The 26783-nt window shown below is 71.4% G+C and carries 23 protein-coding genes; 16 read left to right on the forward strand and 7 right to left on the reverse strand.

Features of this window, described 5'->3' with window-relative positions; genetic code table 11:
• Nucleotides 1-14 precede the first annotated feature (14 nt).
• The 7 genes from mftC (at nucleotide 15) to ABZ193_RS23015 (ending at nucleotide 9259) form a co-directional block, all read left to right on the forward strand.
• The gene (mftC, locus tag ABZ193_RS22985; protein WP_354711396.1) at nucleotides 15-1223 is read left to right on the forward strand and encodes a mycofactocin radical SAM maturase; all 1209 of its coding nucleotides are present in this window, start codon (nucleotides 15-17) and stop codon (nucleotides 1221-1223) included.
• On the forward strand, nucleotides 1220-3028 hold the full coding sequence (locus ABZ193_RS22990; protein WP_354711397.1) for a mycofactocin system FadH/OYE family oxidoreductase 1: 1809 nt from the start codon (nucleotides 1220-1222) through the stop codon (nucleotides 3026-3028). The genes mftC and ABZ193_RS22990 overlap by 4 nt, the downstream gene beginning before the upstream one ends.
• On the forward strand, nucleotides 3025-4950 hold the full coding sequence (locus ABZ193_RS22995; RefSeq protein WP_354711398.1) for a mycofactocin system FadH/OYE family oxidoreductase 2: 1926 nt from the start codon (nucleotides 3025-3027) through the stop codon (nucleotides 4948-4950). The genes ABZ193_RS22990 and ABZ193_RS22995 overlap by 4 nt, the downstream gene beginning before the upstream one ends.
• Before the next feature lie 283 nt (nucleotides 4951-5233).
• On the forward strand, nucleotides 5234-6019 hold the full coding sequence (locus tag ABZ193_RS23000) for a mycofactocin-coupled SDR family oxidoreductase (RefSeq protein WP_354711399.1): 786 nt from the start codon (nucleotides 5234-5236) through the stop codon (nucleotides 6017-6019).
• Complete coding sequence (gene mftF, locus ABZ193_RS23005) at nucleotides 6016-7428, forward strand: mycofactocin biosynthesis glycosyltransferase MftF (protein ID WP_354711400.1); 1413 nt, start codon at nucleotides 6016-6018, stop codon at nucleotides 7426-7428. Before ABZ193_RS23000 ends, mftF begins: the two co-directional genes overlap by 4 nt.
• Nucleotides 7425-8102 carry a mycofactocin biosynthesis peptidyl-dipeptidase MftE gene (gene mftE / locus ABZ193_RS23010; protein WP_354711401.1) on the forward strand — a complete coding sequence of 226 codons (678 nt, stop codon included), beginning with the start codon at nucleotides 7425-7427 and terminating at the stop codon, nucleotides 8100-8102. Before mftF ends, mftE begins: the two co-directional genes overlap by 4 nt.
• 41 nt (nucleotides 8103-8143) lie before the next feature.
• A complete protein-coding gene (locus tag ABZ193_RS23015; RefSeq protein ID WP_354711403.1) occupies nucleotides 8144-9259 on the forward strand; it encodes an NDMA-dependent alcohol dehydrogenase in 1116 nt (371 codons plus the stop codon).
• 33 nt (nucleotides 9260-9292) lie between these two features.
• Here the strand turns inward: ABZ193_RS23015 and ABZ193_RS23020 are convergent, their stop codons facing one another.
• Nucleotides 9293-10690 carry a hypothetical protein gene (locus ABZ193_RS23020; RefSeq protein ID WP_354711404.1) on the reverse strand — a complete coding sequence of 466 codons (1398 nt, stop codon included), beginning with the start codon at nucleotides 10688-10690 and terminating at the stop codon, nucleotides 9293-9295.
• Nucleotides 10691-10954: 264 nt separating this feature from the next.
• Between ABZ193_RS23020 and ABZ193_RS23025 the strand changes: the two genes are divergently transcribed.
• The 3 genes from ABZ193_RS23025 to ABZ193_RS23035 all read left to right on the forward strand — a co-directional run bounded on the left by ABZ193_RS23025 (nucleotide 10955) and on the right by ABZ193_RS23035 (nucleotide 15096).
• Entirely contained in the window at nucleotides 10955-13279 is a 2325-nt protein-coding gene (locus ABZ193_RS23025) for a molybdopterin cofactor-binding domain-containing protein (RefSeq protein WP_237337279.1), read from the forward strand.
• Between the two features lie 10 nt (nucleotides 13280-13289).
• Nucleotides 13290-13766, forward strand: coding sequence for a (2Fe-2S)-binding protein (locus ABZ193_RS23030; RefSeq protein WP_020421029.1), 477 nt, complete (start codon nucleotides 13290-13292; stop codon nucleotides 13764-13766).
• Nucleotides 13767-13896: 130 nt separating this feature from the next.
• The gene (locus tag ABZ193_RS23035) at nucleotides 13897-15096 is read left to right on the forward strand and encodes a helix-turn-helix domain-containing protein (RefSeq protein WP_237337280.1); all 1200 of its coding nucleotides are present in this window, start codon (nucleotides 13897-13899) and stop codon (nucleotides 15094-15096) included.
• On the opposite strand, the gene ABZ193_RS23040 is transcribed toward ABZ193_RS23035, so the two are convergent.
• Nucleotides 15093-15350, reverse strand: coding sequence for a DUF4235 domain-containing protein (locus ABZ193_RS23040; protein ID WP_020421027.1), 258 nt, complete (start codon nucleotides 15348-15350; stop codon nucleotides 15093-15095). The two genes, ABZ193_RS23035 and ABZ193_RS23040, sit on opposite strands and share 4 nt — an antisense overlap.
• Before the next feature lie 132 nt (nucleotides 15351-15482).
• Between ABZ193_RS23040 and ABZ193_RS23045 the strand changes: the two genes are divergently transcribed.
• The 5 genes from ABZ193_RS23045 (at nucleotide 15483) to ABZ193_RS23065 (ending at nucleotide 19054) form a co-directional block, all read left to right on the forward strand.
• Complete coding sequence (locus tag ABZ193_RS23045; RefSeq protein WP_020421026.1) at nucleotides 15483-15851, forward strand: cold shock domain-containing protein; 369 nt, start codon at nucleotides 15483-15485, stop codon at nucleotides 15849-15851.
• A gap of 37 nt (nucleotides 15852-15888) precedes the next feature.
• The gene (locus tag ABZ193_RS23050; RefSeq protein ID WP_020421025.1) at nucleotides 15889-17079 is read left to right on the forward strand and encodes a zinc-dependent alcohol dehydrogenase; all 1191 of its coding nucleotides are present in this window, start codon (nucleotides 15889-15891) and stop codon (nucleotides 17077-17079) included.
• 136 nt (nucleotides 17080-17215) lie between these two features.
• Nucleotides 17216-17893 carry a PAS and ANTAR domain-containing protein gene (locus ABZ193_RS23055; protein ID WP_020421024.1) on the forward strand — a complete coding sequence of 226 codons (678 nt, stop codon included), beginning with the start codon at nucleotides 17216-17218 and terminating at the stop codon, nucleotides 17891-17893.
• Nucleotides 17894-17948: 55 nt separating this feature from the next.
• Nucleotides 17949-18413: an SRPBCC family protein gene (locus ABZ193_RS23060; protein WP_020421023.1), complete on the forward strand. Its 465-nt coding sequence runs from the start codon at nucleotides 17949-17951 to the stop codon at nucleotides 18411-18413.
• Nucleotides 18413-19054: a UdgX family uracil-DNA binding protein gene (locus ABZ193_RS23065; RefSeq protein ID WP_354711405.1), complete on the forward strand. Its 642-nt coding sequence runs from the start codon at nucleotides 18413-18415 to the stop codon at nucleotides 19052-19054. The genes ABZ193_RS23060 and ABZ193_RS23065 overlap by 1 nt, the downstream gene beginning before the upstream one ends.
• A gap of 286 nt (nucleotides 19055-19340) precedes the next feature.
• Here the strand turns inward: ABZ193_RS23065 and ABZ193_RS23070 are convergent, their stop codons facing one another.
• From ABZ193_RS23070 to ABZ193_RS23090, 5 genes are read right to left on the reverse strand one after another with little or no spacing between them, the layout of a single operon-like run.
• The gene (locus tag ABZ193_RS23070) at nucleotides 19341-19904 is read right to left on the reverse strand and encodes a hemerythrin domain-containing protein (protein ID WP_020421021.1); all 564 of its coding nucleotides are present in this window, start codon (nucleotides 19902-19904) and stop codon (nucleotides 19341-19343) included.
• A 34-nt stretch (nucleotides 19905-19938) separates the two neighbouring features.
• The gene (locus tag ABZ193_RS23075) at nucleotides 19939-21216 is read right to left on the reverse strand and encodes a cytochrome P450 (RefSeq protein WP_354711406.1); all 1278 of its coding nucleotides are present in this window, start codon (nucleotides 21214-21216) and stop codon (nucleotides 19939-19941) included.
• Nucleotides 21213-22115, reverse strand: coding sequence for an alpha/beta hydrolase (locus ABZ193_RS23080; protein WP_237337285.1), 903 nt, complete (start codon nucleotides 22113-22115; stop codon nucleotides 21213-21215). The genes ABZ193_RS23075 and ABZ193_RS23080 overlap by 4 nt, the downstream gene beginning before the upstream one ends.
• Nucleotides 22116-22149: 34 nt before the next feature.
• A complete protein-coding gene (locus tag ABZ193_RS23085) occupies nucleotides 22150-24174 on the reverse strand; it encodes a CocE/NonD family hydrolase (RefSeq protein WP_354711408.1) in 2025 nt (674 codons plus the stop codon).
• 6 nt (nucleotides 24175-24180) lie between these two features.
• Nucleotides 24181-25464 carry an ATP-grasp domain-containing protein gene (locus ABZ193_RS23090; protein WP_237337287.1) on the reverse strand — a complete coding sequence of 428 codons (1284 nt, stop codon included), beginning with the start codon at nucleotides 25462-25464 and terminating at the stop codon, nucleotides 24181-24183.
• Between the two features lie 65 nt (nucleotides 25465-25529).
• On the opposite strand from ABZ193_RS23090, the gene ABZ193_RS23095 reads away from it, so the two are divergent.
• Nucleotides 25530-26588 (forward strand): DNA polymerase ligase N-terminal domain-containing protein, encoded by a 1059-nt coding sequence (locus ABZ193_RS23095; RefSeq protein ID WP_354711410.1) that lies wholly within the window; start codon nucleotides 25530-25532, stop codon nucleotides 26586-26588.
• Nucleotides 26589-26783: the final 195 nt, after the last annotated feature.

Here is a 26783-nt window from a genome sequence, read left to right on the forward strand (position 1 = left end):
GAGAAGGGCGTGCGATGAAGCTCGTCGAACACTTCAAGCAGGGGCTGAACTCGCCCATCTGCCTGACCTGGGAACTGACCTACGCCTGCAACCTCTCGTGCGTGCACTGCCTGTCCTCGTCGGGCCGCCGCGACCCGCGGGAGCTGAGCACCGCGGAGTGCAAGGCCGTCATCGACGAGCTGCAGCGCATGCAGGTCTTCTACGTCAACATCGGCGGTGGCGAGCCCACCGTCCGCGCCGACTTCTGGGAGCTCGTCGAGTACGCCGTGGACCACCAGGTGGGCGTCAAGTTCTCCACCAACGGCGTCAAGCTCACCCCGGAGCGGGCGCGGTGGCTCGCCGCCACCGACTACGTGGACGTGCAGATCTCCTTGGACGGCGCCACCGCCGAGGTCAACGACTACGTCCGCGGCCCGGGTTCCTACGACACCGCGATGCGGGCGATGCGGAACCTGAAGGACGCCGGATTCCGCGACTTCAAGCTCTCCGTCGTGATGACCCGGCACAACGTCGGCCAGCTCGACGAGTTCAAGGCCATCGCCGACACCTACGGCGCCCAGCTGCGCATCACGCGGCTGCGCCCGTCCGGCCGCGGCGCGGACACCTGGGACGAGCTGCACCCGACGGCCGAGCAGCAGCTGCAGCTCTACGACTGGCTGATCGCCAACGGCGAGAAGGTCCTCACCGGCGACTCGTTCTTCCACCTCAACGCGCTCGGTTCGGACCCGCTGCCCGGCCTGAACCTCTGCGGCGCGGGCCGGGTGGTGTGCCTGATCGACCCGGTCGGCGACGTCTACGCCTGCCCGTTCGCGATCCACGAGGAGTTCCTCGCCGGCAACGTCCGCGACGAGGGCGGGTTCGCGGGCGTGTGGAACACCTCCGAACTGTTCGAGCGCCTGCGCGGCCCGCAGACCGGCGGCGCGTGCACGTCGTGTTCGGCCTACGACGCCTGCCAGGGCGGGTGCATGGCGGCGAAGTTCTTCACCGGCCTTCCGCTGGACGGTCCCGATCCGGAATGCGTGAAGGGGCACGGGGAACTGGCGCTGGCCGGGGTCAGCGGGGCGCCGCGGTCGCACATCGACCACTCGCACCGCAAGACCCGCCAGAGCCGCAAGGCGGGCAAGGTGCCGGTCAGCATCGGGTTCGGCCCGCCCGAGGGCGGCGCCCGGCCGGACCGGGCCTGCGACACCAGCCCGCTCGCGGGGTTCCAGCCAGGACGATGACCAGGCTCGCCGGCCCCGTCCGGGTCGGCGGCCGCACCGCCCCCAGCCGGGTCCTCTTCGGTCCGCACGAAACGAACCTGGCTCGGGGGCGGGCGCTCGCCGACCGGCACGTCGCCTACTACCGGCGGCGGGCCGAGGGCGGCGCCGGGATCGTCGTCACCGAGACGGCGAGCGTGCACCCCTCCGACTGGCCGTACGAGCGCGCGCCGCTGGCCGCGGAATGCGGTCCGGGGTGGACGTCCATCGTGGACGCCTGCCGTCCACACGGGACGCTCGTGGTCGCGTCGCTCGGGCACGCCGGCGGGCAGGGTTCGTCGGCCTACCACCAGTCGGCGTTGTGGGCGCCGTCGCGGGTGCCGGATCCGGTGAGCCGCGAGCTGCCGATGGAGGTGGACGGCCCGGAGATCGCGGAGCTGATCGCCGGGTTCCGCGCCGCCGCCGCGCTCGCTGCCGAGTCCGGTGTGGACGGTGTGGAGATCGACGCCGGGCAGTACTCGCTGCTGCGGCAGTTCTGTTCCGGGCTGACCAACCGGCGCACGGACGCCTACGGGGACCGGGGACTGCTGCTGCGCGAGGTCGTCGCGGCGGTCCGGGGGGCGATCGGGGACCGCATCCTCGGGCTGCGCCTGGCGTGCGACGAAGGGGCGCCGTGGGGCGGGATCACGCCGGAGACCGCGCCCGTGCCCGGCGGGATCGACTACCTGGTGCCGGTGCGGGGTTCGGCGTTCACCGACTCCCGGCCGGACGCACGAACCGAACCGGGCTTCAACGCCGAGCTGTGCCGGGCGTTCTCCGGGCGCGCCTTGACCGTGTTGCAGGGCAGTGTGGTGGATCCTGAGCTCGCGGAGCGGGCACTGGAGTTCGCCGGGCTGGTCGAGATGACCCGCGCGCAGATCGCCGATCCGGACCTGGTGCGTCACGTGCGGGCCGGGACGCGGCCGCGGCCGTGTGTGCTGTGCAACCAGAAGTGCCGGGTGCGGGACCCGCGGAACCCGCTGGTCAGCTGCATCGGCGAGCCACGCAGCGGGCACGAGACCGAGGATCCGCTGCCGCGCCCGGGTGCCGGGGAGGTGCTGGTGGCCGGCGGTGGCCCGGCCGGGCTGGAAGCCGCGCGGGTGCTCGCCCTGCGGGGTTTCGACGTCGAGCTGACCGAGCGCGACGACCGGCTCGGCGGGATGGCGCGTGTCGCGGCGCGGCTGCCCGGGCGGGACCGGCTGGGGCGGCTCGCGGACTGGCTGGAGGCCGAGGTCCGGCGGCTGGGCGTGCGGATCTCGACCGGTGTGGAGACCGTCGCGGCGGACGGCCGGCCGGTGGTCGTGGCGACCGGCAGCAGGCCCGGCCCGCGGGACTACTCCGTCGAGGGCGGCCGGGTGCTCGACGTGGCCGCGGTGCTGGGTGGCGCGGAGCTGCCGGACGGGCCGGTCGTGGTGCACGACCCGCTCGGCGACTGGACCGGCGCGGCTGTCGCGGAGCTGCTGGCCGCCGGACGCGCGGTGACGATCGTCAGCCCTGATCCGGTGATCGCGACCCAGGTCCGGGACGTCGCCGCGGTGAACGCGCGCCTGCAGCGGGCCGGGGTGGAGCTGGCGAAGCGGTCGCGCCTGCGGGTGGCGCGGCGGGACCAAGTGGTGGTGGAGGACGTGCTCACCGGGGAGTGCCGGGAGCTGTCGTGCGCGGTGCTGATCCACTGTGGACACCGGCTCCCCGAGGTCGCGCTGCCGGGGGTCGCGGTCGGGGATGCGGTGGCGCCCCGGACGATTCACGAGGCCGTTCTGGACGGTCGTCGCGCGGCGGTGGCGTTGTGAGCCTGCTGTTCGAACCGTTGCGGCTGGGGCCGGTCGAGGTGCGCAACCGGATCGTGTTCGCCGCCCACCTGACCAACTACGCCACCGGCAACCTGCCCACCGAGCAGCACGCGGCCTACTACGCCGCGCGGGCGGCGGGCGGCGCCGGGCTGATCATCTCCGAGGAGCACGTCGTGCACCCCTCGGACTGGCCCTACGAGAAGGTGATCCACGGGTACCAGCCCGAGGTCGTGCCCGGCTACCGCCGCATCACCGCCGCCGTGCACGCGCACGGCGTGCCGATCTTCGCGCAGCTCAACCACAACGGCGGGCAGGCGTCGTCGATGTACTCGCGGCGGGCGGTGTGGGCGCCGTCCCCGGTGCCGGACCCGCTGTTCCGCGAGGTGCCCAAGGCGATGACCGTCGCGGAGATCGCCGAGGTGGTCGCCGGGTACGGGCGCGTCGCGCGGCACTGCGCCGAAGGCGGCTTCGACGGCGTGGAGATCCAGTGCTCCCAGTCGTCGCTGCTGCGCGGGTTCCTGGCGCCCGCGGCGAACCTGCGGACCGACGACTACGGCGGCCCGCTGCCCAACCGCGCGCGGTTCCTGCGGGAGGTCGTCGCGGAGGTGCGGGCGGCGATCGGGCCCGACCGGGCGCTGGGGGTGCGGCTCTCCGGCGACGACCTGGTCGAGGGCGGCATCACGCCGTCCGAGGCGGCCGAGGTGGCGCGGCTGATCTCGCCGGACATCGACTACCTGAACACCTCGATCGGGGTCGCGACCTCGACGCTGTACATGGTCGAACCGTCGATGGCGGTCCCGCGCGGGTACGCGCTGCCAGTGTCCGAAGCGTTGCGGCGCGCGGTGTCCGTGCCGGTCGTGGGCATCGGACGGATCAAATCGCCGGAGGAGGCCGAGCGGGCGCTGGCCGAGGGGCGGTGCGACCTCGTCGGCGTGGTGCGCGGGCAGATCGCCGACCCGTCGTTCGCGGCGAAGGCACGGGCCGGGCGGGAGGTGCGGACCTGCCTGTCCTGCAACCAGGAGTGCGTCGGGCGGATGGGGCTCAACCGGTGGCTCGGGTGCGTGGAGAACCCGCGCGCCGGGCGGGAAGCGGTGCCGCTGCCGCCGCCCGGGCCGCGCCCCAAGCGAGTGCTGGTCGTCGGCGCGGGCCCGGCCGGGCTGCAGGCGGCGGCGACGGCGGCCGGGCGGGGACACCGGGTCACGGTGCTCGAGCGCGGCGAGGTCGGCGGGCAGATCGCGCTGGCCGCGACCGCGCCAGGCCGGGGCGAGCTCGGTGACCTGGTGCGCAACCTGCTGACCGAGTGCCGTCAGGCCGGTGTCGACTTGGCGACCGGTGTCGCGGTGACGGCTTCGTTCCTGCTGGACGAGGCGCCGGATGCCGTGGTCCTGGCGACGGGCGCCCGGCCGGTGCTGCCGGGCTGGGCGGTCCCGCCGCGGGTGGTGCACGCGCGGGAGGTGCTGGGCGGTGTCTCGCCGTCCGGCGCGGTGGTCGTGATCGACGAGGTCGGCTTCCACCCGGCGACGTCGGTGGCGGAGCTGCTGGCGCGGCGGGGTTGCCGGGTCACGTTGTCGACGCCCGGGATGGTCGTCGGGCAGGACCTGGGGCTGACGCTGGACCGGGAGCTGTTCGGGCGGCGGGCGCACGAGCTCGGGATCGCGGAGCGGACGGACGAGATGGTGCTCGGCGCCGCGGCGACGGAGGATGGGGGCGTGGCGTTGCGGATGTTGAAGCACACGACCGGCGAGACCACGGAGGTCCGCTGCGACTGGGTGGTGTGCGCGACGCACCAGGAGCCGGAGGACGAGTTGTGGCACGCGCTGCGGGAGGCGCCGTTCCCGGTGCTGCGCGCGGGGGATTGCGTGACCCCGCGGCGCGCGCACGCCGCCGTGGTGGAGGGGCATCGAGCGGGGGTGTCGTTGTGAGCGACGCGGCTGGACGCGGGGCAGCGGCCGGGCGGTCGGTCACCCCGCCTCCGGCGGGACCATGGCAGCTGCCGGTCGGGAGTCCCGCGACCGCTCGCTGCGGCACCGGGTGGGTGATGGGTTCGGCGCTGGTGGTTGCGCTCCCGCGGATGGGCGGTGTGCGAGCGGGGGGCGGCGGGAGCTGGTTGGCGAGTCGCGTGGCCGCCCGCGGCCAAGTTGTCACCGGGTGGGTGGTGTCGTCGTGAGCGGGCAGCTGGCACGCTCCGCTCGTGGAGATGATCACGTGACCCCGCGCGTCGCCGTGGTTACGGGAGCCGGGCGGGGCATCGGGGCGGCCGTGGTGCACCGGCTCGCTGGGGAGGGGTGGCGCGTCGTCGCCGTGGATGTCGCCGCGGATTCCCCGGGGCTGGGTTATCCGCTGGCGCGGCGGGAGCAGCTCGCCGAGGTCGCCGCGAAGTGGCCGGGCCAGGTGCTCGACTTCGTGGCCGACGTGCGGGACCAGCAGGCCCTCGACGAGGCCGTCGCCATCGCCGAGCGCGAGTTCGGTGGGCTGGACGCCGCTGTCGCCGCAGCGGCGGTCATGGCGGGCGGGCGGCCGCTCTGGAAGACCACCGATTCCGAGTGGGAATCGTTGTTCGGCGCCGGCGTGGACGGCGTCTTCCACCTCGCTCGCGCCGCGGTGCCCGCCCTGCTGCGCCGCCCGCAGCCGCGCACCGGGCGGTTCGTCGCCCTCGCCTCGGCCGCCGCCCACACCGGCCTCTGGCGGCTGGCCGGCTACAACGCCGCCAAGCACGCCGTCGTGGGGCTGATCCGCGGCCTCGCGACGGACCTGCGCGGCACCGGCGTCACCGCGACGGCCGTCTCACCCGGCTCCACCCGCACCCCGATGCTGCAGGCCACCGCGGAGCTCTACGACCTGGACGACGTCGAGGAGTTCGCCCAGCACCAGCTCACCGAGCGCCTGCTCGAACCCGAGGAGGTGGCGGCCGCGGTCTGCTGGCTGTGCGGCCCGGACGCGAGCGCCGTCACCGGCACCGTCGTCCACGCGGACGGAGGCTTCACAGCATGACTGTGCTGCGCCTGGACCCCTCCACCAAGGCCGTCGCCGGCGGGCGCGTCCTCGTCGGCGGCTCGCCCTTGCGGATCATCAAGCTGTCCGCCACCGGGGCGCGCCTGTTCGCCCAGTGGGCAAGCGGCACACCCGTCGGCGACAAGCCCCACCACCGCCGCCTGGCGGAAAAGCTCACCCTCGCCGGGATGGTCCACCCCACCCACCCCGACTCGAAGCTGACCCCGCAGGACGTCACCGTCGTGGTCCCGGTCCGCGACCACGCCGACCGCCTCGCCGGACTCCTGCCCCGCCTGACCGACGTGCGCGAGACGCTCGTCGTCGACGATGGGTCGGCGGTGCCCGTGCCGCACGCCGTCGACCGGCACCCCGTCGCCCGCGGACCGGCCGCCGCCCGCAACACCGGCTGGCGCAAGGTGACCACCGAGCTGGTCGCCTTCCTCGACGCCGACACCCGCCCCGAACCGGGCTGGCTCGGGCCGCTGCTGGCGCAGTTCGAGGACCCGGCCGTGGTGGCCGTCGCGCCACGGGTGCGCAGCGCGCCCGGCGACGGCACGCTCTCCCGGTACGAACGGCTGCGGTCCTCTTTGGACATGGGCACCACCCCGGCGCAGGTGCGGCCGCGCGGCCGCATCACCTACCTGCCCACCGCCGCGCTCGTCGTGCGAACCTCGGCGCTGCAGGCGATCCACGGCTTCGACGAGGACCTGCGGTTCGGCGAGGACGTCGACCTGATCTGGCGCCTCGTCGACGCCGGCGGCTCGGTGCGGTACGAGCCGGAGTCCGAAGTGGTGCACGAACCACGCACGACGTGGCGCGCCTGGCTGAAGCAGCGGTACAGCTACGGCACCTCCGCCGCGCCGCTCGCGAAACGCCACGGGCGGCAGGCGCTCGCGCCGGTCCGGGTGTCCGGCTGGACCGCGCTGGCCTGGCTCGCGGTGGCCGCCGGACGGCCGAAGACCGGTGTGGCGATCGCGCTCGGCACCGCGGCCCTGTTGCCACGCAAGCTGAAACCCCTTGACGTCCCGGCGAAAGAGGCGCTCGGCATCGCGCTGCGCGGGCACGTCGCGGCGGGCCGGTTCCTGGCCGACGCGCTCACCGGCGCGTGGGGCCCGGCCGCGGTCCCGGTGCTGGCGCTGTCCCGGCGTGGCCGCCGCGTGCTGGCGCTGGCCTATGCCCGGCACCTCGCCGACTGGGCCCGCACCCGGCCGGACATCGACCCGCTGCGGTGGCTGCTGGCCCGTGCCGCGGACGATTTCGCTTACGGCACCGGGGTTTGGCGTGGCTGCCTGCGCGAGGAGGAACCGGGGCCGCTGATCCCCGACCTCTCAAGTTGGCCCACCCGTCGCCCACCACCACCCTCAACGGAGCCGCTGCGCGGCACTGCCTCGATCCGGAAAAGGTCATGAACCTCGCCGACCTCGCCTGGCCCGAACTCGGCGAGCGCCGCCTGCTGGCCGTGCCGCTGGGCGCCACCGAGCAGCACGGTCCGCACCTGCCGTACACGGTGGACACCGAAATCGCCGTCGAGTTGTGCCGCCGCCTCGCCGAGGCTCGTCCGGAGGTGGTCGTCGCGCCCCCGCTGCCCTATGGCTCCAGCGGGGAGCACGCCGGTTTTCCCGGCACGCTGTCGATCGGTCAGGAAGTCACGGAACTCCTCGTGGTCGAGCTGGTGCGCTCCGCCGACGCGTTCGCCGGGGTGCTGCTGGTGTGCGCGCACGGCGGCAACGCGGCCCCGCTGCGCCGGGCGGTCGCGAAACTGCGTCACGAGGGCCGGAACGTGCGCGCCTGGTGCCCGGACGGTCCGGCCGACGACACGCACGCCGGACGGCTGGAGACCTCGGTGATGCTCGCGCTGCGGCCGGAAGCCGTGCGGGTGGACCGGTTCGAGGCCGGCGCGACGCGGCCGTTGCCCGAGCTGATCGGCCGGTTGCGTGACGAAGGTGTGCGCGGGGTGAGCCCGAACGGGGTGCTGGGTGACCCCGTGGGGGCGACCGCGGAAGCGGGGCGCGCCACCCTCCGTCGATGGGCGGACGCTCTACTTGAAGCTGCCGCGGCGGTGGCCAAAGATGGCATCATGTAGCAGTCCGTGCATGAGACCCCTGTCACAAAGAGGTGATCGGTGTGAAGACCAAGGCCGCTGTCCTGCACTCCGCGGGCAAGCCGTTCGAGATCGAGGAACTCGAGCTCGACGGTCCCCGCGACGGTGAGGTCCTGATCAAGTACACGGCCGCCGGGCTGTGCCACTCGGACCTGCACCTGATCGACAACGACCTCGTGCCGCGGTTCCCGATCGTGGGCGGGCACGAGGGCGCGGGCATCATCGAAGACGTCGGGCCGGGCGTCACCAAGGTCAAGCCCGGTGACCACGTGGTCTGCTCGTTCATCCCGAACTGCGGCACGTGCCGCTACTGCGCCACCGGCCGGTCGAACCTGTGCGACATGGGCGCCACGATCCTGGACGGGCACATGCCCGACGGCAGCTTCCGCTTCCACCGCGGCGGCACCGACTACGGCGCCATGTGCATGCTCGGCACGTTCTCCGAGCGCGCCACGATCTCCCAGCACTCCGTGGTCAAGGTGGACGACTGGCTGCCGCTGGAGACCGCGGTGCTGGTGGGCTGCGGTGTGCCGACCGGGTGGGCGACGGCCAACTACGCCGGCGGCGTGCGCGCGGGCGACACGTGCGTCGTTTACGGCATCGGCGGGATCGGCATCAACGCGGTCCAGGGCGCGGCGCACGCGGGTGCGGCGAACGTGATCGCGGTCGACCCGGTCGCGTTCAAGCGCGAGAAGGCGCTGGAACTGGGCGCCACGCACGCGTTCGCCTCGGCGGACGAGGCCGCGGCGAAGGTGGCGGAGCTGACCTGGGGCCAGATGGCCGACCAGGCGCTGATCACCGTCGGCACGGTGGACGAGCAGGTCGTGACCGACGCGTTCAACGTGATCGGCAAGGGCGGCACGGTCGTCATCACCGGCCTGGCCAACCCGGAGAAGCTGACGGTGCACCTGTCCGGCGGTGTGATGACCCTGTTCGAGAAGACGGTCAAGGGCACGCTGTTCGGCTCGGCCAACCCGCAGTACGACATCGTCCGCCTGCTGCGCCTCTACCAGGCCGGGCACGTGAAGCTCGACGAGCTGGTGACCAAGCGGTACTCGCTCGATGAGGTCAACGAGGGCTACCAGGACCTGCGCGACGGCAAGAACATCCGTGGCGTGATCATGCACTCGGCGGACTGATCGAGCACCCGTGAGGGCGGGGGCTGCCCGCCCTCACGGGTCGATCAGCGGCTGGAACGCCGCGCGCACGTCGGCGTCCGACGGCGTCACGTACACCTGGCTCGGCGGGATGTCCACGGCCAGGTCGACGTAGGTGGTGTAGTGCAGTACCGGCGGGCAGGACGCGCCGCCGATCTCCACGCGGGTGTCGGTGACCAGCCGCCCCGTCTTCACCTCGTACACGCGTACCGGGATCGCGATCTTCCGGAAGGACACGTCCTGGTAGCCGTACAGGCTCAGGCCCGACTCGTAGGGACACGACCGGACTTCGGCGCCGTAGTCCGTGGTGCCCGCGCAGATCACCGCCACCGCGTCGGCCGGGCCGCCCGCCCGCCACTCCGCCGGGAACCGGCCGAGGTGCTCGTCGTCGCCGAAGACCAGCGCCCGGTTCGGCCCGTCCCCGTAGGGCGCCGCGCCGCTGTAGGGCGCCGGGTGGTCGCAGTACTCCGGTTCCGCGCCCGGGTAGGAGACTTCCAGCAGGTCACGCACGTTCGCCAGCTCGATCGCCTGGGTCGCCCTGGTCGCGCCGTCGCCGGCGCGCGCGGTGAGTTCGTGGCCGGGGTACTGGTCGAGGATCTGCTGGTACCGGTCGCGGGCGCGGGGCCAGTCGTCCGCCGCCATCAGCCGGTCCGCGCACCCGGCGAGCGCGGCGGGCGCGACCCGTGCCACCACACGGGCGGCGTGGTCCAGCACCGGGCCGCGCGCGCCCTGCCGGAGCCAGTCGGTGATCGCGGCGGTGCCGCACGGGTCGGGGACGGGCAGCCGGCCGGTGAAGCGGTCCAGCACCTCCCGGATCCGCTGGTCCTGGCCGGGGATCGCGCGCACGTCGGCCAGTGTCGCGAACGCGCGCTCCAGGTTCGCGGGGTCGCCGCCGAGGGCCTTGCCGAGCTGCGCTTCGGCCGCCAGCAGCAGACGGCAGGCGCGGACGGTGTCGCCGGTGCGCGCGGTCAGCGGCGCGTCGGCCACCGCGTGCCCCGCCCACAGTCCGTCCAGCGCGGCCAGCGCCCCTGAGCAATCGCCGCGGCCGTGGGCTTCGATGGCGTCACCCTCGATGCGGGCGGCGTCGAAGCGCAGCAGCCCGACGGCCAGCAGCACCGGGAGCGCGACGGCGAGACCGGTCAGCCGTTGCCTGCCGGCGCGCGCCGGGCGCTCGGTGCGCCGGGCCAGGTGCCAGCCGTGCGCGGCCAGAGCCGCCCACCAGACGAGCACGACGATCTCGAACCACAGCGTCCGCACCGCCAGGGCGAGCACCGCGACCAGCGCGATCGTGACCAGGCCGGTGAGGACCGCGAGCCGTCGCCGGCCGAGCAGCAGGTAGCCGGCGCCGAGCAGCGAGGCGTTGCCGAGCGCCGCGGCCAGTGGGTCGGCGGCCTTCGTGTGGGGCTGGACCATGATCGTCATTGTCGGGGCGGGAACCGGTCCCGGGGCGGCCGCGGCATCAACCTGCCAGCCGCCCCGATTGATCGACTGTCGCGATCAGTGCGCCGTCCGGCCCAACCAGATACGACGTTCGGCTGTGTCCGCGTCACAGTTGTGTGGCACGAGACTGTCACCCCGTCACAGAGATGCCCCGGCACGGCTACGGATCGTTGACCACCGCCGAACCCGATTCCTATCGTGACCGCGATCAACGTGGATCTCGGAAGGACACTCTCGATGGCGCATCAACGGCGATCGCCCGCGCCCGGGGACGGTGCTCCGTCCCTGGAACGGCGCCGGTTCCTCGGCTACCTCCTCGCGGCGCCCACCCTCGCGGTGGCGGCGAAGCTCGGTGGTGATCTGGCGTCCCCGGCCCCGGCCGAAGCCGCGATCCCCACCCTCCCCGGCGCCGCCGACATCCTGGACCTCGGCGACGCGCTGACGCTCGCCGCGATGCCGACCTCCAACCTCATCGCGATCCAGCTCAACCGCGACGGCACGGTCTCCTTCGCGGTGCCGCGCGCCGAGGTCGGCCAGGGCATCACCACCACCATCGCGATGCTCATCGCCGAGGAGATGGACCTGCCGCTGAGCAAGGTGGGGGTCAACCTCGCCGACGCCCGCCCCGAGCTGGTCTTCAACCAGCTCACCGGCGGCTCCAACTCGGTGCGCTCGCTCTACACCCCGGTCCGCACCGCGGCCGCCATCGCGCGCGCCCGCCTGCTGGCCACCGCCGCCGAGCAGTGGAAGGTCGACGCCGCCACGCTCACCACCCGCGACGGCGTCATCCGCAGCGCCACCGGCCGCACCGCGACCTACGGCTCGCTCGCCGAGGCCGCCGCCAGCGCCCGCACCGCGGAGACCAGCGCGACGCTGAAGAAGACCTCCGAGTTCCGCATCATCGGCAAGCCCACCGGCCGCATCGACGCGCTCGAGGCGGTCACCGGGCGCAAGCAGTTCACGATGGACCTCCAGGTCCCGAACGCCAAGCCGACGATGGTCTGCCGCCCGCCGACGATCAACGGCACGGTCAAGGCCGTCCGCAATCTGGCGGAGGTGAAGGCGATGCCGGGCGTCACCGACGTCGCCACCGTCTCCACCGGTGTCGCCGTGCGGGCCGAGACCTTCGGCCAGTGCATCGACGCGATCCGGGCGCTGAAGGTGGACTGGGGACCGGGCACAGTGGACGGTGAGACCGACGCCTCGGTCGAGCGGAAGCTGCGTGCCGCGGCGCTGCCGATGACCGTGCCGCCGGTGCTTACCCAGTCGATCGACGCCGAGTTCGTGTTCGCCTTCGCCAGCAACAGCGCGTTGGAGACCAACTGCGCCATCGCCGACGTGCGCGCCGACCGCGCCGAGATCTGGTCGGGTCTCAAGTCGCCGATCACCACGCAGGAGCAGATCGCGCTCAAGCTCGGCCTGCCGATCCCGGCGGTCAAGGTGCACGTCGTCACCGGCGGCGGTTCCTTCGGCCGCAAGCTGTTCGGCGATGCCGCGCTCGAAGCGGCGGAGATCTCGAAGAAGATGGGCAAGCCGGTCAAGCTCATGTGGCACCGCGCCGACGACGCCCGCCACGGCCGCACGCACCCGATGTGCATCTCCCGCGTCCGGGTCAACCACGCGCTCGGCAACGTCGTCAGCTACGAGCAGCGGCACACCAGCGTCACCACCGACTTCGGCCACGGCCTCGGCGAGATCCTCACCGCCGTCGCCGCGAAGCTCCCGGTCGGCGACATCGGGTTCTCCCAGACGGTGTTCATGCTGTCCACGCAGATGCCGTACAACTTCGGCGCCGCCACGCAACTGCTCAACGAGGTGCCGCTGAAGTTCCACACCTCCAGCATGCGCAACGTCTACTCGCCCAACGTGGTCTGCGCGCGCGAGCTGATCGTCGACCAGCTGGCCGCGAAGATGGGGCAGGACCCGCTGACGTTCCGGCGGAACTTCCTCAAGGACGACCGCATCCGCAAGGTCCTCGACAAGGCCGCCGAGGTCGGCAACTGGGGCCGCAAGATGCCCGCAGGCACCGCGCAGGGCATCGCGCTGCACTACGAGTACAAGAGCGTCAGCGCGGTCCTGATGGAGATCGACTGCCGCCCGGAGACGGTCAACCGCAAGATCCGCAACGGGGTCGCCGGCCCGCGCGTCACCAAGGCCGTCGCGGTCGTGGACGCCGGACTGCCGATCAACCCGAAGGGCCTGGAGGCGCAGACCATCGGCTGCGTCAACGACGGCATCGCGATGGCGCTCACCTCCAGCCTGCACATCGACAACGGCCTGCCGCTGGAAGCGAGCTGGGACAACTACTTCTACACCCGGCAGTGGAACACGCCGCCGGAGATGGAGGTCGTGGTCATGCCCGCGACCACCGGCGAGCCCGGTGGCGCCGGGGAGCTCGCCGTCGCCAGCTCGTTCGCCGCGGCCGCCTGCGCCTACGGCCGCGCGGTGGGGAAGATGCCGACCCGCTTCCCGATCAACCACGGCACGCTGAGCTTCGAGCCGAAGCCGAAGGTGCCGCCGGTGCCCGAATCGCCGGTCGACGGCCTGGCCTACACGTTCTGAGGAGCCTTCGTTGTCCCAACACACATTCCTGGTCAACGGCACGCGGGTCACGGTCGACGCCGACGACAAGGTCCGGTTGCTCTGGGTGCTGCGCGACCTGCTCGGCATCACCGGTCCGAAGTACGGCTGCGGCATCAACGTGTGCAAGGCGTGCACGAGTCACATCAACGGCAAGGCGTTCAACCCGTGCTCGGTGCCGGTGTCGGCGATCGGCCCGGACGACGAGATCACCACGATCGAAGGCCTGGCCGACCCGGCCACCGGTGAGCTGCACCCGATGCAGCAGGCCTGGATCGACCGGGACGTCGCGCAGTGCGGCTACTGCCAGCCCGGCCAGATCATGGCGGCCATCGCCAAGGTCAAGCAGGCCCGCGCCGAGGGACGGGAGATCAGCGACTCCGACTTCGAGGAGATCCGCAACATCTGCCGCTGCGGCACCTACTCCCGCATCCGGGAGGCGGTGAAGTCCGCGGCCAGCCAGATGTGAACCGCACTTGCGGCACCAGAGCCCCGCAACCCGCCGCGGTTGCGGGGCTCTGTCATGCCAATGCGCAACGTTGGACACTTTCGTGTTAGATGTCCACTCGCGAGCCCTCGACGGGGAGGACGGACATCTCATGAGGTACACGGGCGCCGAACCCGCGGTGGCCGGTCTGGCCGGCCGGGCACTGACGCGGTTGCCGGAGATGACCAAGGCGACCTACGAGCAGATCGTCGAGGAGATGGCCGTCTACCGCGAGGAGCGGTTCGTCTCGCACGCCGACCTGTTCGCCTCGTGCCGGGACAACTTGCAGTTCCTCGTCCGCGCACTGGCCGAGCCCGGCGCGCCCGACCTGTCCAAGGCGCGGGCGACCGGGCGCGAGCGCGCGCTGGCGGGGGCGCCGTTGCCGGAGATGCTGCGCGCGTTCCGCATCGGGTTCACCGAGGTGTGGCAGTGCTTCGTCGAGCTGACCGCGCCCGCGCAGGACGTCGCGACCCTGGTCTCGGCGACCACCGCCATCTGGGACCTGATGGACGACTACATCGAGGAGCTCACCTCGACCTACCGTGCGACGGTCGCCGAGATCAGCCGCACCAGGCAGAACCGCAGGCTGGCGCTCGTCGAGGCCCTGTTCACCGGCGGCAGCACGACCGAGGGCACGCTGTGGGACATCGCGCGGATGCTCGACCTGCCGCTGGAGGGCTCGTTCGTCGTCGTCGCCGCGGAAACCCCCGGGCTTGGTCAGGAAGCGCTGCCGCTGATCGAGGTCCGGCTGCGGGAGCGGCACCACGCGTCGGCGTGGCGGCTCACGCCGGAGCTGCAGATCGGGGTCGTGTCGGTGCGCGATCCGGACCAGGTGCTGGAGCTGCTGCGGGAGAACCCGCGCGGCCGGGTCGGGATGAGCCCGGTGTTCACCGGCCTCGGCGACACCGCGCGTGCCCTGCACCTGGCGCGGGTCGCGTTGTCCAGCCTGCCCGCGGGGACGAAGGACGTGGCGCGGTTCCACGAGTCGCCGCTGGCCGGGCTGGTGGCGAGCGACCCGGAGGCGTCGGCGCAGCTGGCCGGCCAGGTGCTGCGGCCGATCCTGGAGCTGCCCGGCGAGGAGAGCAACGTGCTGCTGCTGACGCTGCGCGCCTGGTTCGACTGCGGCGGGTCGACCAAGCAGATCGCCGAGCGGGTCTACTGCCACCCGAACACGGTGCGGCACCGGTTGAAGCGGATCACCGACGTGCTGGGCCGGTCATTGAGCGACCCGTCGGACATCGCGGAACTCGGCACGGCCCTGCGGGCACTCGCCATGTTCGGCGACTCAGCCCGCAGAGCCGTGCGGAGCTAGTCCAGCTTCTTGCCGGTGGCCTTGGTGTACGCCTTGGCGCCGGCCCGGTCGACGGCCGCCTTGACGCCGCCGAAGATCGCTCCCTGCAGCACCGCCGCGAGGAGCACCTCCTTGGTGGAGTAGTCGGACGACGTGGCCTCCGGCGCGTCGTCCTCGCCGGTCGCCGCCTTCCAGGCCTGCTTGAACAGCATCCCGGCGAGCACCCCGCCGAGCGCGCTCACGGCCAGGCTCAGCGGTTTGTACAGCAGTTTCATCCCGTCACCTCTCCACAGTGGACCCGGCTCCACCCGTCCGGGTACCCGGAGTTCCGTTCCGTGACACTTGCACGTTGTGCAGGCGCGGCCAGGGGCGTACTTTGGCGCGATACTTCGCCGGGAGGGTGGCTGGTGGTAAGGGGCAAGGTCGTCCGCTTCGACGACATGCGCGGGTACGGTTTCGTGGCGCCGGAGGGGGGTGGCGAGGACGTCTTCATGCACGTCAACGACCTCGACGTGGACAAACGCCTGATCGCCCCCGGCGTGGTCGTGGAGTTCACGGTCGAGGACGGCGAGCGCGGGCTCAAGGCGTCGGGCATCCGGCTGGTGCGCCAGGCCGGCGACGACGACGGCGAGGACCCGTACGTGACCCGCGACTTCCGCGGCGAGCTGACGGAGGCGCTGCTCACCGGCGTCCCGACGCTCACCGCCGAGGAGGTCCTGCGGGTCCGCCGCGTCGTCCTCGAACTCGTCCACGACCACGGCTGGCTCGGCGGCTAGATGTTTTCCCGCCCGTCGTGCGGGCACACGAACGGGCATGAAGGCTGTTACCTGGCACGGCAAGCGTGACGTCCGCGTCGACGAGGTCCCGGACCCGCGGATCGAGGAGCCCACGGACGCCATCGTCCGCATCACCTCGACCGGCATCTGCGGCTCCGACCTGCACCTGTACGAGGTGCTCGGGCCGTTCATGGGGGAGGGCGACATCCTCGGCCACGAGCCGATGGGCATCGTCGAGGAGGTCGGCTCCGGTGTCACGAACATCAAGCCGGGCGACCGCGTCGTGGTGCCGTTCAACATCTCCTGCGGCCACTGCTTCATGTGCGACCAGGGCCTGCAGTCGCAGTGCGAGACCACCCAGGTGACCGAGAAGGGCAAGGGCGCCGCGCTGTTCGGCTACACCAAGCTCTACGGGCAGGTGCCCGGCGGCCAGGCCGAGTACCTGCGCGTGCCGCAGGCCCACTACGGGCCGGTCAAGGTGCCCGAGGGCCCCTCCGACGAGCGGTTCGTCTACCTCTCCGACGTCGTGCCCACCGCCTGGCAGGCCGTCGAATACGCGGGGATCCCGGACGGCGGCAGCGTGGTGGTGTTCGGGCTCGGCCCGATCGGGCAGATGTGCTGCCGCATCGCCGCGCACCGCGGCGCGGGCAAGGTGATCGGCGTCGACCTGGTGCCGGAGCGGCTGGCGCTGGCCGAGCGGTACGGCTTCACCACGGTGGACGCCAAGGCGGTGAAGGACGTGCCGGGCGTGGTGCGGGAGATGACCGGCGGCCGCGGCGCGGACTCGGTGATCGACGCGGTGGGCATGGAGGCCCACGGCGCGCCGCTGGGCAAGCTCACCCACCAGATGGTGGGGCTGCTGCCGGACCAGATCGCCGCGCCGCTGATGGAGAAGGGCGGCGTGGACCGGCTCGCGGTGCTGCACCAGGCCATCGCCACGGTGCGCCGCGGCGGCACGATCTCGCTGTCCGGCGTCTACGGCGGCATGCTCGACCCGCTGCCGATGATGGACCTGTTCGACAAGCAGATCCAGCTGCGGATGGGCCAGGCGAACGTGCGGCGGTGGATCGACGACGTGCTGCCGCTGGTGAGCGACGACGCCGACCCGCTCGGCGTCGAGGACCTCGCCACCCACAAGCTGCCGCTGGAGGACGCGCCGCGTGCCTACCGGATGTTCCAGCAGAAGCAGGACGGCGCGATCAAGATCCTCCTGCAGCCTTCGGCGTGACGAACGCGGCACGCGAGGATTTCCGGACAGCGGAGCGTAGCCCCGGATGATCACCCGGCTATGATCTGGCTCCCTGGGATTGTCCAGCAGCGTGGCACCCGTGTTCGATCAACTCCACTGCAGGAGCCGTACACGCATGTCCACGCCCCGGAAGCCGGACCCCTTGTCCGACCTGCCCGCAGGCCAGAGCGCCGATCAGGTCGGGATGTACCACTGGGACATCCGCGCCGCGAAGTGGACCTGGTCCTCGGAGATCCACCTGATGTACGGCTACCAGCCGGGTTCGGTCGAACCGGGGCTGGACCTGGTCACCAAGCACGGCCATCCGACCGACCGGCGCCAGCTGGCCGAGGTGTTCGACGAGGCCCGCCGCACCGGTCAGCCGTTCAGCGCGCAGCAGCGCATCCTGGCCGCGGACGAGAGCACCCGCGCGGTGGTCGTGGTCGGCGACGTCGAGGAGGAGGACGGCGAGGTCGTCGGCGTGCACGGGTACTACGTCGACCTGACCACGGCCCGGATCCGCGAGGCCGAGCAGCTGTCCGAGCTGGCGGGCGAGGCGGCCGGGCTGCAGCGGGCGATGGCCTCGCGCGCCACGATCGAGCAGGCCAAGGGCATGATCATGCTCGCGTACGGGCACGACTCGGCGGGCGCCTTCGAGCTGCTCATCCGCGTGTCGCAGCAGAGCAACGTCAAGCTGCGCGACCTGGCCGACCGGCTCGTGGAGGCCGTGCACGCGTCCGGCCAGCCGCCCGCGCAGGCCCGTGCCCACCTTGAAACGATTCTGGCGCGCTTGTCGGCCGCGGAGGACGTGTAACCGGCGAGTCTCGAGGTACCCGGAACGTGACACGGGTGAAAGGAGACATGCCGAAATGAGCACGATCACCGAGTCCGTTGACGTGAACGTCGACGTCCGCACCGCCTACAACCAGTGGACCCAGTTCGAGTCCTTCCCTGAGTTCATGGAGGGCGTCGAGGAGATCCGCCAGCTCGACGACACGCACACGCACTGGGTGACCAAGATCGGTGGCGCGAAGCGCGAGTTCGACGCGACGATCACCGAGCAGCACCCCGACGAGCGGGTCGCCTGGCGGTCCGACTCCGGCCCGAGCCACGCCGGCGTCATCACGTTCCACCGGCTCGACGACCACAAGACGCGGGTGACCGCGCAGATGGACATCGACCCCGAGGGCTTCGTCGAGCAGGCCGCCGACAAGCTCGGCATCCTGGACCGCCGCGTGCACGGCGACATGGAGCGCTTCAAGGCGTTCATCGAGAAGCGCGGCGGTCAGGAGACCGGCGCGTGGCGTGGTGACGTGGACCGGCCCGGCAGCTGATGGCCACCAAGACGCAGCGGACCGCCGCCGAGTTCGTGCCGGACAGCCGATCGCTGGACCGGCTCCGCTCGGCGGCGCTCGGCTGTCAGGGATGCGACCTGTACCGAGACGCCACCCAGACCGTGTTCGGGGACGGGCCCGCGCCGGCGAAGGTCATGATGCTCGGCGAGCAGCCCGGGGACCGCGAGGACGTCGCGGGGGAGCCGTTCGTCGGGCCGGCGGGCCGGTTGCTGGACCGGGCGCTGGAGGAGGCCGGGGTCGACCGGTCGCAGGTGTACGTCACCAACGCGGTCAAGCACTTCAAGTTCGTGCGGGCCGAGCGGGGGAAGCAGCGGATCCACAAGAAGCCCTCACGCGGGGAGATCGTGGCGTGCCGTCCCTGGCTGGTCGCGGAACTGGAGGCCGTGCAGCCCTCGGTGGTGGTCCTGCTGGGGGCGACCGCGGCTTCATCGCTGATGGGCCCGTCGTTCCGGGTCACCACCCATCGTGGGGAGTTGCTGCCGGCGCCGGAGGAGTTCTCCGGGCAGCCGGAGCGGGTGCTGCCTACCGTGCATCCGTCGTCGGTGCTGCGGGCTCCGGATCGGGACGAGGCGTTCGCCGCGTTGGTGAAGGATTTGCAGGCTGTGCCGTCGGTGATGTGACTCTGGGGGTCGCCTCGCTTCGCATCGGCGGGGATTTTGGCTGGGCGGGCCCTTCGTTTTTCAGCGTCTTACGGTGCGGTGGGCGCGTCAAGGGCGCCTTCGGCGTCGCTGCGCGATGGGGCTTCGCCCCACCCTTGACCCGCCCACCGCACCGCAAGGGATGGCGGGGACGAAGGGGCAGGGAGGGGTTTAAGGGTCTTGGTGGGCGTTGGGTGCCTTCGGTGGCTGTTGCTTGCTCAGAAGCAAGGCCCCTCGCCTGTTGGTGAGGGGCCTCTTCGTTCGGCTGTCAGGTGTTGCGCTTGCTCAGGCCGTCGCGGATCTTGTCGATGAAACCGGCCCCGGGGTCGAGGATCAGGTTCATCGGCGGGCGGTCCGGCGCGGCCGGGTGCGGGCGGGTCGGCGCCATCTTCTTCGCCTTCGCCACCTTGTCACCCAGGTCGCGCAGCTCGTCCGGCGAGCAGGCGGACTGCAGCTTCGGCAGCAGGTCCTTCTCCTCGTCCTCGATGTGGTGCCGGATGTCGTCCATCAACTGGCGCATCAGCTCGTCGAACCGCGGGTCGGTCGCCGGCACGTCCTCCAGCTGCTTCATGACCTCCTCGGCCTCCGCGTGCTCCTCCAGCTCGTGGTCGGCCAGCTCGTCGCCGTTCTCCAGGTACTTCCGCGCCGCCGGGTACATGAACTGCTCCTCGGCGACCGAGTGGCGCACCAGCTCGGCGATGACGTGGTCGGCCAGGTCCCGGCGGTGCTCGGGAGTGCCCGCGCCCGCCTCCAGCTCGGTGAAGACGCGTTCGATGTGGCGGTGATCGGAGATGATCAGCGCGATCAGATCGGGTTTCTCTGCGGCAGTCATGCGACTGCGGTACCCGTACGGGTGGAACCTAACCTCACGGATGCCCGGTCAGGCGCAACGAAAAGTTGTCGAACGTCGCGGGCAGCGGGCGGCCGGGGCCGGGCTTGGGGGAGGAGTCCACTGTGTAGTCGCGGTCCCGGATCATCGTGGCCAGGACCGTCGCGCTGGTGAACAGCACCAGGTTCTTCGCCGGGCACTCACCCGGCCCCGCGCTGAACGGCACCAGCGACGGCTCCTCCTGCGCTCGCCCGTCCAGCCAGATCTCCGGCACGAAGCTGTGCGCGTAGGACAACCGGGAGTCGTCCCGGTGGAACAGCGGCGCGAACACCAGCAGACCCGTCCCCGCGGGCACGCGGTGGCCGTGCCAGTCCAGCTCCTTCGTCGTGTCCCGCAGGATCGCCGGCGTCGTCGGCCACAGACGGACCGTGTCCAGCACGCACGCGCGCAGGTAACCCAGCTCGGCGCCGGACGCGAGGTCCTGCCGCGCCTTCTGCCGCTGGGCGGGATGCGTGGCCAGCAGCGCCAGGGTGCGGAAGGTGACCATTCCGGCGGCGTCGAACGCGAACAGCCAGTGCCCGATCTGGCTGGCCACCTCGTCGTCCGCCGCGAGCCCGCCGGCCAGGCTGTCCTCCGGCGCACGGGCGAGCAGCGCACGCACCCGGCCGAGGAACTCCTCCCGCAGCCTGCGCCGCCGCGGCAGCAGGTACGACCAGTTCGCCGCCAACCGCAACCGCTCCAGCAGGTCCGTCGTCGTCTGGTCGTCGCGGGCGTGGTCGCCGAACACCACCCGGCGCACCATCCGCCACCACACCGGCGCGAACGTGTCCCAGTCGAGCGGACCCGGGCCCAGCGCCGCGAACTCGTCCGCGACCTTGGCCTGCACCGACGGCGCCAGGTGGTGGATGGGGCGGCTCGTCTCCAGCGCGCGCTCGGTCCACGCCCGGCGGCGGTCGCGTTCCGGCCCCTCGGAGATCAGCACCCCGTGCGGCTGGAACTGCGACAGCGCCTTCTTCTTCTCCAGGTTCGCCGGGGTGAACGGCTCCGGCGACTCCGCCAGCACCCGGCCGACGTCCTCGGGGGAGAGCACCAGCGCGAACGATCGGCCGGGCACCGCCAGCCGCAGCAGGCCGTCACCGTGGCGGGCCCGCAGCTTCTGCAGCGTCTGCACCGCGGAGGCGTCGGCCTGCATCTTCTCCAGCAGGGTCATGACCCGCGGCCGCCGCTTGATCACCCCGCCCGCGAGCGTGGGTCCGACCACGCCGGCGAACACCTTCGCCGTCTCCGCCACCGAGGCAGTGGGCAGTCCGTTCATCGGGTCACCAGCTCCGCGATCCGGTCCAGCGCGTGCTTCGCCTCCGGGATGTTCGCGATCATCCACGCGTGGAACATGCCGCCGTACTCCCAGTACTCCAGCGGCACACCCTGTTCCTTCGCCTTGTCGTAGAGGTTGCGCGCGTCGGCCAGCAGCACGTCGCGCGTGCCGATGAAGCAGCTCAGCGCGCCCAGCCCGCGCAGATCCCCGTTGATGGGGCTGACCAGCTCGTTCGCCGGGTCCAGGCCACCGGCGTACAGCCGCCCGGCCTCCCGCAGGCCGGTGACGCCCAGGTACGGGTCGTGCCGGTCGTACTCGGGCAGCGCAGGGTCGGTCATCGTGATGTCCAGCCACGGCGACAGCATCACCACCTCCTTGGGCTGCGGCCTGCCCTCGTCGCGCAGCGCCCGCGCCAGCACCAGCGACAGGCCACCGCCCGCCGAGTCGCCCATCAGGACCTGGTCGCGCGGGTCGACGTCGCCCAGCACCTCCTTGTAGGTGGCGTGGATCATCGACAGCGTGTCGTCGTAGTGGCTGCCCGGCGCCAGCGGGTACAGCGGCGCGGTGACCGCGCAGCCGGTCCTGGCGATCAGCCGGGCGAAGAACTTCCAGTGGTCACCCTGGATCTGGTGCACGTACGCGCCGCCGTGGAAGTACAGGACGTGCCGGCTGGTGGCGTTCGCCCGCGGGCGCAACGTGTACACCGGGTGACCGTGCACCTCGGCCCGGTCGACGTCGACCTGCTTGCGCACCGCGGGGGGCGGCAGCGCGTTTTCCCGCTGCTGCCGCGGCCCCATGCTCTTGTGCAGCGCGTCCACGTCGGTGAACGTGCGTTTGCGCCCGGTCAGGAGCATCTCGGCGATCAGCAGTTTGGCGTGCAGGCTCGTCTTCCCGATCACCGGTTCCGGTTACCCTTGCTCCTCCGGCGCGAAACTAGACCAGGTCGCGGGGGAACCTGCGGTGCCAGTTGCGGGAGAACACCCGGTTCGCGCCCTCGTAGCCGTCCAGCGTGGCGTGCAGCACGAACTCCTCCGGCGTGCACGACAACACGGTGTGCGTCTCGGTGCGTGCTTCCCAGTCGCCGCGCGCGAACGTCATGCTCCACTTCGTCTCCCCGCGCACCGAGGCGAAGTCGTCGGCCACCGAGCTGTAGCGCTCGTAGGCGCGCCGGGAGATCTCCAGGTCGTGGTCGTCCAGGCGCACCGTGCCCGAGTCCTTCACGATCTCCAGCGCCGAGCGGTATTCCACCAGGTCACGGGACACCGTCCAGCGCTGCTCGCCCGGCTGCAGCACGGTCGTGGTCATCGGCGGCGATCCCTCGGGCTCACCGAACACCGCCCCGGTCACCTCGTCCGACTCGCGGATCGGCCGAACCGGCAACGTCAGGGAGCTGCCCGGCGTGTGGACGGTGAGCCGCGCCGGTTCCGGGGCCGGCCACGCCAGCGGCCAGTACGAAGTGGACAGTGCGAGCCGGATGCGGTGGCCGGGCGGGAATGCCTGCGCGACACCGTTGAGTTCCAGCTCCACCTGGTAGCGCTTGCCCGGCTCCAGCGGCCGCGGCTCGTGGTTGCTGTCGCGGTGGGTCAGGTTCAGCAGGCCGTAGGTGATGCGGGTGGCCCGCCCGTCGGGGTGCACGTCGGACAGCCGCGCCGCGACCATCGCGACCGGTTTGTCCACCGACAGTTCCAGCCGCACCTTCGGCGCGCCGAGCACCTCGCACGTCTCGGTCAGCTCGTCGCCGTCGAACACCAGCGAGCCGCCGTCCTCCTCGCGCTGGTCGTAGGGCAGGTCCGGCGGGGCGTTGTAGGAGGCCCACTTGCCGGCGAACTGCCCCACCGACAGCGGCGACTCGACGTGCAGCGCACTCTCCGGCACCTCCTCGTCCGGGCGCGCGATGCGGTGCTGCGCCAGCGGGTAGGTGCGCCAGTCGATGTGCGGCGAGGGCCACTGCGGCTCACCGACCCAGCGGCCGGGGCGCTCCTCGTAGGACGTCGACGGCGGCACGCTGTCCTGCATCCAGGTCAGCAGCATCGGCCCGTCCATAGCGCCGTTGTCGCGGTCCTTGAGCCAGTGGTCCCACCACTTCACGACCTCCTGCAGGTACCCGATGGCGGGGCCGGGCTGGCCGAGGTGCGGGTACTTGTGCGACCACGGCCCGATCAAGCCCTTGCGCGGCACGGACAGGTTGGCCAGCAGGCGGGTCACGGCGTTGGAGTAGCCGTCGGCCCATCCGCTGGAGGCGAGCACCGGCACCTGCACGTCGCTGTAGTTCTCGCACACCGAGGCGTGGCACCAGTACTCGTCGCGGCGCTGGTGTTCCAGCCAGGTGTCCACCCACGGGCCGACGCCCTCCGCGCGTTCCAGCCACATGTCGCGCCAGCGCTCGCCGACCAGTGCCGGGTCGGGCGGCAGGGTGCTGTAGGCGAACATCGTCCCGGCCTCGCCGAGGTTGTCCGACAGCATGCAGCCGCCCATGTAGTGGAAGTCGTCGGAGTAGCGGTCGTCGGTGAACGACGAGATGACGATGGCACGCAGGCTGGGCGGTTTCCGCGCGGCCACCTGGAGCGCGGCGAAGCCGCCCCAGGAGATGCCCATCATGCCGGTGCGGCCGTCGCACCACGGCTGATCGGCGATCCAGGCCAGCACGTCCTCGGCGTCCTGTTGCTCCTGTTCGAGGTACTCGTCGGCCAGGACGCCCTCCGACTCACCCGTGCCCCGCAGGTCCACGCGCACGCAGGCGTAGCCGTGGCCGGCGAGGTACGGGTGGTGGACGGAGTCCCGGACGGCGGTCAGGTCCCGCTTGCGGTACGGGATGTACTCGAGGATCCCGGGGACCGGTTCGTCGTCGGCCGACACCGGCCGCCAGATCTTCGCGGCCAGTCTCGTGCCGTCCGACACCGGTATCCAGACGTGCTCTTCCTGAGTGATCTCGTACGGCAGGGAGCGGACCTCCCGCATATCCGATCAAACCTCCTCGAACTCGAACTTCAGCGAGTCGATGGTGCGCTGGTACTTGTCCTTCAGCTCGGCTTCGCTGTCCGCGCCGACGTAGACGAAGGCGAGTTCGAAGCTGTAGCTGTCCTGGGCGTCCATTTCGGACAGGCGCTGGCCCTCAGCAGGCACGATGTCGACCTCGACGCCCGGGATGTCCCGCTGCAGCTGCTGGATCTCCTCCTCGGTAGGGATCCGCTTGACGACGCCGTCTTCGAAGCGGCGGTGGTACCACTTGGCCGCGATCTTGTACTTGCCCTTGTCGTGCGGCATGTTCGGGCGGCGGCCGAGGCCGAGCTCGATCATGTTGTAGTGGTCGGGCACGCCGTCGACGTCTTCGAAGATCTCCGCGTGCGACTGCGAGTGCCGCGGGTTGATCTCCAGCAGTTTCACGTCGCCGGTTTCGGGCTGGCAGAAGAACTCGATGGAGAACGTCGAGTTGTTCAGGCCGATCTGCTCGATGACCTTCTTGGAGACGTCGAGCATCTTCTCCACGATCGGCTCGGGCAGCTGCGAGGGGTACTGGTGGCGCAGGAACGACGAGCTGTCCGGGTAGTTCAGCGAGTCCAGCGCGCCGTAGACGACGACCTCGCCGTCGTGGACGTAGCCCTCGGTGGCGGCCTGCTGCCCGGTCATCTCCTCTTCGGCGAGCGCGGCGAGCGCTCCGGCGTCGGCGATCTCCGGCGGGATGTCGACGCCGGTCACCTGGTCCAGGATGTACTGGAAGGGTTTGCCGACGCGCCCGATGCCGGCGCGGATCTCCTCGACGGCCTCGGTGAAGTCGTCCTCGTCCTTGACGTGGAAGGCCAGTTCGGAGGAGAACGACTTGACCGGCTTGAGCCACATCGGGAACGACAGGCCCTCCGGCGGCTTGGGGTCGCCGTCGAGGTCGACCAGCGCGAACTTCGGGATCGCGTCGGTAGCCTTCTGCTGTTCGAGGCGGCTCCAGTACTTGTGCTCGCACTTGAGCACGCCTTCGAGGTTCGGGGTGGGCAGGCCGAAGCGGCGGCCGAGGATCGGGACCATCGTGGTCACCGGGAAGTCCCAGTAGCCCACCACGGCGCCGATTTCGCCGTCGAAGGCCTCGAGTTCGGTCACGGCTCTGTCGATCAGGTCGGCGATGGGGATCTCGCCCTCCTGCACGTCCGCCTGCGTGAGGAGCTGGTGGTAGCGGTAGTTCTCCGCCCCCGGCACGCGTCGCAGGGTACGCAGGTTCGCGTCGTCGAGTCCCAGCACGAAGATGTTGGTTTCGCTCACCACGAGTTGATCCCCGTTGTCGGGAATCGGTAAACACCGGCGGGTGACGGGGGTAACCTCGCGACGTGCCCGATCTCAGCGAGTACCGGCGGAAACGCGATCCGCAGCGGACGCCGGAACCGATGCCCGACCGGGTGGTGCCGAAGGGTGACGACGACGTGTTCGTGATCCAGGAGCACCACGCCCGCCGGCTGCACTGGGACGTGCGTTTCGAGCGTGACGGGGTGCTGGTTTCGTGGGCGGTGCCGAAGGGGCTGCCGCAGCGCCCCGGACCGCCCCGGCTGGCGGTGCACACCGAGGACCACCCGTTGGAGTACGCGACTTTCGAGGGCGAGATCCCGAAGGGCGAGTACGGCGGCGGGAAGATGTTGATCTGGGACCGTGGCACGTACGAGGTGCTGCACTGGAACGACCACAAGGTCGAGGTCGACATGCACGGTTCCCGGGTGCGGGGCCGGTTTCTGTTCGTGAACAGCCACAAGGCGGATTCCCGGGACTGGCTGGTGCGCCGGATCGACAGGGGTAGCGGCGAGGAGCTGCCGGAGTTCGTGAAGCCGATGCAGCCGCGACCGGGTTCGCTGCCACTGGACGGGGACGGCTGGGCGTACGAGTTCCGCTGGCAGGGGGAGCGGGTGCAGGTCCGGGTGGAGGGCGGCAGGATCACGGTGCGTGACCGGACGGGCGAGGACGTCACCGTGTTGTTCCCGGAGTTGCGCACGCTGGGCGAGTCGCTGGGGGCGACGGAGGTCCTGCTGGACGGGGAGCTGATCGTGCTGGAGGAGGGCAGGCCAAGCCGGAAGGCGCTCAAGACGAGGGTGACGGCGGAGCCCCGATCGGTGAAACGACTGGCCGAGCGCTCCCCGGTGCTGTTCCTGCCGTTCGACGTGCTGCACGTGGATGGGAAGTCGCTGCTGGACCAGCCGTACCGGAAGCGCCGGGCGAGGCTGCGGAAGCTGAAACTGGCCGGAGAGTACTGGCGAACGCCGGATTCCTATGACGGCGGCGGGGCGGACGTGCTGGCGGCCAGCCTGGCGAACGGCCTGGGCGGAGTGACCGCGAAGCGCCTGGATTCGGTATATGAGGCCGGAAAACGAAGCGAAGCTTGGCGAACGATCGCCAAGTAGCAGCAACCCTCACCACAACCGCCACCCGGCAACTACGCCCAGACCACACCACAACCGCCAGCCGGCAACGAAAAGCAAGCGACTACCCCAACCAGACCTCCCCCGCCCCCGATCCACAGCCGATCTTTAGTCGCCGACCAGGGTTGTCAAGGCACGCTTTCCCGCCTTGACAACCCTGCTCGGCGACTGAAACAC

It is taken from the genome of Amycolatopsis sp. NPDC006125 (genome assembly GCF_040614195.1).
GTDB lineage: Bacteria > Actinomycetota > Actinomycetes > Mycobacteriales > Pseudonocardiaceae > Amycolatopsis_E > Amycolatopsis_E tucumanensis.